Origin of the sequence: Saccharomonospora iraqiensis subsp. paurometabolica YIM 90007 (genome assembly GCF_000231035.2) — a bacterium.
GTDB classification, from domain to species: domain Bacteria; phylum Actinomycetota; class Actinomycetes; order Mycobacteriales; family Pseudonocardiaceae; genus Saccharomonospora; species Saccharomonospora paurometabolica.
Map to the genome: position 1 here is coordinate 660 of NZ_KI912186.1, position 6,000 is coordinate 6,659.

Annotated in this window: 1 protein-coding gene; it reads left to right on the plus strand. The window is 75.0% G+C overall.

Annotated elements, in window-relative coordinates; genetic code table 11:
* A partial coding sequence (locus SACPADRAFT_RS31870; RefSeq protein ID WP_007026124.1) for a type I polyketide synthase occupies nucleotides 1-6,000 on the plus strand: 6,000 nt, incomplete at both ends.

Below are 6,000 nucleotides of genomic sequence, written 5' to 3' on the forward strand. Positions count from 1 at the left end.
GGGCCGTCCCAGTCCGCTACTCGCCCGCGTCGCACCCGAACCCGAACCGAGCGCGGTCGACAACGCCCTGCGCGAGCGCGTCGCCGGGCTCAGCGACGCCGAGGCCCGCCGACGCCTGACCGACCTCGTCCGCTCCCGCGCGGCCACTGTGCTCGGCCACGCCTCCACCGACCAGGTCCCGGCGACCACCGCGTTCCGCGAACTCGGATTCGACTCGCTGACCGCCGTCGAACTGCGGGACCAGCTGGTCGCCGCCACCGGTCTGGCGCTGCCGGCCACCCTGGTGTTCGACCACCCCAGCTGCGCCGAGGCCGCGGAGCACCTGCGCGTGACGTTGCTCGGGGGCGGCGAGGCGCGCCAGGTCCGCCGCGCCGAGACCGCCGACGAGCCCATCGCCGTGGTCGGGATGGCCTGCCGTTTTCCGGGCGGCGCCGACTCGCCCGAGGCGCTGTGGGAGCTGCTGGCACAGGGCCGGGACGCGGTGCGCGGCTTCCCCGACGACCGGGGCTGGGACACCTCCGCCCTCTTCGACGAGGACCCCTACACCCTCGGCACCAGTTACGCCACCGAGGGCGGTTTCCTCGACGGCGTCGCCGACTTCGACGCCGCCTTCTTCGGTATCTCCCCGCGCGAGGCGCTGAGCGCCGACCCGCAGCAGCGGTTGCTGCTGGAGACCACCTGGGAGGCCGTGGAGCGCGCGGGCATCGACGCACACACCCTGCGCGGCAGCGCGACCGGTGTGTTCGTCGGTACCAACAGCCAGGACTACGCCACCCTGCTGAGCCACTCGACGGAGGCCGTCGAGGGCTACCTGGCCACCGGCAACTCCGCCAGCGTGATCTCCGGCCGGATCTCCTACGCCTTCGGCCTCGAAGGCCCGGCGGTCACCGTGGACACGGCGTGCTCGTCGTCGCTTGTGGCCCTGCACTGGGCCGCGCAGGCGCTGCGGTCGGGGGAGTGTGACCTCGCGCTCGCGGGCGGCGCCACCGTGATGTCCACGCCAACGGCGTTCATCGAGTTCTCGCGCCAGCGCGGCCTGGCCGCCGACGGGCGGTGCAAGCCGTTCGCCGACGCCGCCGACGGCACCGGCTGGGGCGAGGGCGCGGGCGTCCTGCTCGTCGAGCGCCTGTCCGACGCCCGCAGGCACGGCCACCCGGTGCTCGCGGTCCTGCGTGGCTCGGCGGTCAACTCCGACGGTGCGTCCAACGGCCTGACCGCCCCCAACGGTCCCTCACAGCAGCGGGTCATCCGCCAGGCCCTCGCGACGGCCGGACTGTCTCCGTCCGATGTGGATGTTCTCGAAGCGCACGGCACCGGCACCGCGCTGGGCGACCCGATCGAGGCGCAGGCGGTGCTCGCCACCTACGGCCAGGACCGCGAGCACCCGCTGCTGCTCGGCTCGGTCAAGTCCAACCTCGGCCACACCCAGGCCGCGGCAGGCGTCGCCGGAGTGATCAAGGCGATCGAGGCGCTGCGCCGCGCCGAGGTTCCCGCCTCGCTGCACATCGACGCGCCCAGTGAGCACGTCGACTGGGCCGCGGGCTCGGTGGCACTGGCCACCGAGCACACCCGGTGGCCCGCCACCGGGCGCCCGCGCCGGGCCGCCGTGTCGTCCTTCGGTATCAGCGGCACGAACGCCCACGTCGTCCTGGAGCAGGGCGAGCCCACCCCGGCACCGGAAAGCACGCGGGAGATCCCCTTTCTGCTCTCCGCCCGGTCCGAGGACGCGCTGCGCGCCCGTGCGACCGACCTCGCCGCGCTCCTGCGCGCCGACCCGGACCTCGATCGAGTCCGGGTCGCGCACGCGCTGGCCACCACCCGCGCTCACTTCGAGCACCGCGCCGCGCTGCCACTCGACACCGACCTCGACACCCTCGCCGAGGGCCCGATCTCGGCCGCGGACGCCTCGACGGCCGGGCGGCTGGCGTTCCTGTTCCCCGGTCAGGGCAGCCAGTACCCCGGTACCGGTGCCGAGCTCCACGCCGACGACCCGGTGTTCGCCGCGGCCTTCGACGAGGTCTGCGCCCATCTCGACGACCACCTCGCCCGGCCGCTGCGCGAGGTGGCCCTCTCCGGCGACGGCGAACTGCTGGGCCGGACCGAGTGGACCCAGCCGGTGCTGTTCGCGCAGCAGGTCGCCCTCTACCGGCTCGCCGAGTTCCACGGCGTCGTCCCGGACCTGCTCCTCGGCCACTCCATCGGCGAGGTCGCCGCCGCGCACGTCGCCGGTGTCGTCGACCTGGCCGACGCGGCGGCGCTCGTCGCCGCCCGCGCCGGCCTGATGCAGTCGATCGACACCCCGGGCGCGATGGCCTCCCTCGACGCCACCGAGGAAGAGGTGGAGGCCGCCCTGCCCCCAGGTGCGGGCATCGCCGCCGTCAACGGTCCGCACGCGACGGTCGTCTCCGGAGACGTGACCGCCGTCGCCGACGTGGTCGAGCACTTCAGGGCCGAGGGACGCAAGGTCCGTGAGCTCCGGGTCAGCCACGCCTTCCACTCCGCGCACCTCGACCCGGTCCTCGACCGGTTCCGCGAGGTCCTGTCGGGACTGACGTTCCACGAGCCCCGCATCCCCGTCGTCTCCAACGTCACCGGCGCGATCGCCACGGAGCTGACGTCACCGGAGTACTGGGTGCGCCAGGCCCGTGAGGCCGTCCGGTTCCACGACGGGCTGACCTGCCTGCGCGACGCGGGCGTGACCGCCGTGCTGGAACTCGGTCCCGACGGCGGCCTGGCCGCACTCGCGGCGATCGAGGTACCGGTGGCCGCGCCGCTGCTGCGCGCCGGGCACCCCGAGGCCGCCGCCGTCACCACCGCACTGGCCGCCCTGCACGTCGCGGGATTCCCCGTCGACTGGGGCGTACTCGGCGTCGCGCCACGCGATGTCGGCCTGCCGACCTACCCCTTCCAGCGGGAGCGGTTCTGGCCGCGTGCCTTCGCCGTGCGCGGTGAGGTGGGCGCGGCGGGCCTCGGTGCCGTCGGACACCCACTGCTCGGTGCGTCCGTCGCGGTCGCGGGCAGCGACCTGCGGGTGTTCACCGCCCGCCTGTCGACCCGCACTCACCCCTGGCTGGCCGATCACCGGATCGGCGGGCAGGTACTACTGCCCGGGACCGCCTATGTCGACCTCGCCGCGCATGTCGGCGACGAGGTCGGCTGCCCGCACGTCGCCGAGGTCGCGCTGGCCACCCCGCTCGTGCTGCCCGCCGACGGTGCCGCCGTCGAGCTCCAGGTCAGCGTGGGGGCGCCGGACGAACGCGGCGCACGCACCGTCGTCGTGCACTCCCGGCCCGCCGGCGAGGCCGTCGAGTGGGTCACTCACGCCGACGGCGTGCTGACCCCCGCGCCGCCCGAGGCTCCCGACCCGGCCGAGCAGTGGCCACCCGCAGACGCCGAACCGGTGGATCTCACCGGCTTCTACACACAGCTCGCCGAGGGCGGCTTCGACTACGGCCCGGTCTTCCAGGCCCTGCGGTCCGCCTGGTGCTCGGACGGCGCCGTGCACGCCGAGGTCGCCGTCGCCGACGACACCGACGCCGCCGCGCACGGCCTGCATCCCGCGCTGCTCGACGCCGCCCTGCACGCCGCCGCCCTCGACGGCGGCGACGGGGGAGTGCCGTTCGCGTTCGGTGGCGTGGCCCTGCACGCCACCGGCGCCGACGCACTCCGGGTGACCCTGCGGCGCTCGCCCACTGGCTCGATCTCGCTACGCGCCGACGACCCGACCGGCGCGCCCGTCGTCACGGTCGACAGCCTCGCGCTGCGCGCCCCGGACAAGGCCGCGGCTCCCACGGATGCCGTGCTGCTCCAGTTGGCGTGGACCCCGGCCGCGGCCCCCTCGGGTGACACCCCGGTCCGCTGGGCCGGGCTCGGTGCCGTGCCCGCCACGTCCGCAGGGGCTCACCCCCCGGTCGCCGTCGCCGACAGCCTCGACGACCTCGCCGCCGCGGGAGCCGACGGCGTCCTCGACGTCGTCGTCGCGCCGGTCACCGGCCACACCGACGCGCACACCGCCACCCACGCCGCACTCGAGGTGGTGCAGCGCTGGCTGGCCGACGACCGCTTCGCCGAGACGCGGCTGGTCGTCCTCACCGTCGGTGCCACGCTCGACGCCCCCGACGCGGCACACCTGCCCGGCGCCGCCGTGCACGGTCTGGTCCGTTCCGCCCAGTCGGAGAACCCCGGCCGCCTCGTCCTGGTCGATCTCGACCGCGCCGACGCCGAGTTGCCCGCCGACGTGCTCCGCCTGGCCATCACGGAGCCGCAGATCGCCGTCCGTGACGACGTCCCGCATGCCGCCCGCCTCACCCGCGCCGCCGACACCCCCTCCGCCGACGGCACCTGGCGGCTCACGGCAGGAGCGGAGCGCACCGTGGACGCGGTGCGCGCGCTGCCCGGCACCGCAGACCGGCCGCTGGCCGAGCACGAGGTGCGGCTGGCCATGCGAGCCGCGGGCGTCAACTTCCGCGACGTCCTCCTCGCGCTGGGCATGTACCCGGGCGAGGTCCCCATGGGCAGCGAGGGCGCGGGTGTGGTGACCGAGGTCGGGCCCGGCGTCACCGCGCTGCGTCCCGGCCAGCGCGTGTTCGGCATGGTGCCCGAGGCGTTCGGCCCCACCGCCGTCGCCGACGCCCGCATGCTCGCCGAGGTTCCCGCGGACTGGTCGTTCGAGGACGCCGCCGCCGTGCCGCTGGTGTTCCTCACCGCCTACTACGCCCTGCGCGACCTCGCCGACCTGCGGCGGGGCGAGTCCATCCTGATCCACTCCGCCGCGGGCGGCGTCGGGATGGCGGCCGTGCAGCTGGCCCGCCACTGGGGCGCCGAGGTGTACGGCACCGCCAGCCCCGCCAAGTGGGATGCGGTGCGCGAACTGGGTGTCGAGCACCTGGCGTCGTCCCGTGATCTCGGTTTCGCCGACCGGTTCGACCCGGTCGACGTGGTGCTCAACTCGCTGGCGGGCGAGTTCATCGACGCCTCTCTGGGCCTGCTCAGGGACGGCGGGCGGTTCCTGGAGATGGGCAAGACGGACCTGCGCGACCCCGAGGACGTCCTCTACCAGTCCTTCGACCTCATCGAGGCCGGGCCCGAGCGCATCGGCGAGATGCTCACCGAGCTGGTCGACCTGTTCGAGGCGGGCGTTCTGCACCACCTGCCCCGCCGGCACTGGGACGTGCGGGAGGCCTCCCCGGCGTTCCGGTTCGTCAGCCAGGCCAAGCACGTCGGCAAGGTCGTGCTCACCGTGCCGCGCACCCGTGACCCCGAAGGAACCGTTCTGGTCACCGGTGCCACCGGCGCTCTCGGTGCCCGTGTCGTGCGCCACCTCGCCGCTCAGGGGGCCCGGCACCTGCTGCTCGCCAGCCGCAGCGGTCCCGCCGCGACCCGGGCCACCGAGCTGGCCGAGCTCGGTGCCCGCGTCGTCGCCTGCGACCTGACCGACCGGGCCGCCGTGGCCGAGTTGCTCGCCTCGATCCCCGCCGAGCACCCGCTGACCTCCGTCGTCCACGTCGCGGGCGTGCTCGACGACGGCGTGGTGGGGGCGCTGACCCCGGAGCGCGTGGACCGGGTCTTCGCACCCAAGGTCGACGCGGTCGGCCATCTGCACGAGCTGACCCGAGGCTGCGACCTGGCCGAGTTCACCGTGTTCTCCAGCGCCGCGGGCGTGTTCGGCGGTGCGGGCCAGGCCAACTACGCCGCGGCCAACGCCTACCTCGACGCACTGGCCCGGCACCGGCGCGGACTCGGCCTGCCCACCACCGCCCTGGCCTGGGGACTGTGGGACGAGGCCGACTCGATGGCCGCCGATCTCGGTTCCGCCGATCGTGGCAGGCTCACCCGCGCCGGTGTCGGCGCGCTGTCCACACCGGACGCGCTGCGGCTGCTCGACCTCGCCGTCGAGGCGCCTGCCGCCACGGCGGTTCCGATGCACCTGGATCTGGCCGCCCTTCGCGCCGACCCCGAGGCCGCACCGCTGCTGCTGCGCGACCTCGTCGGTCCCGCCCG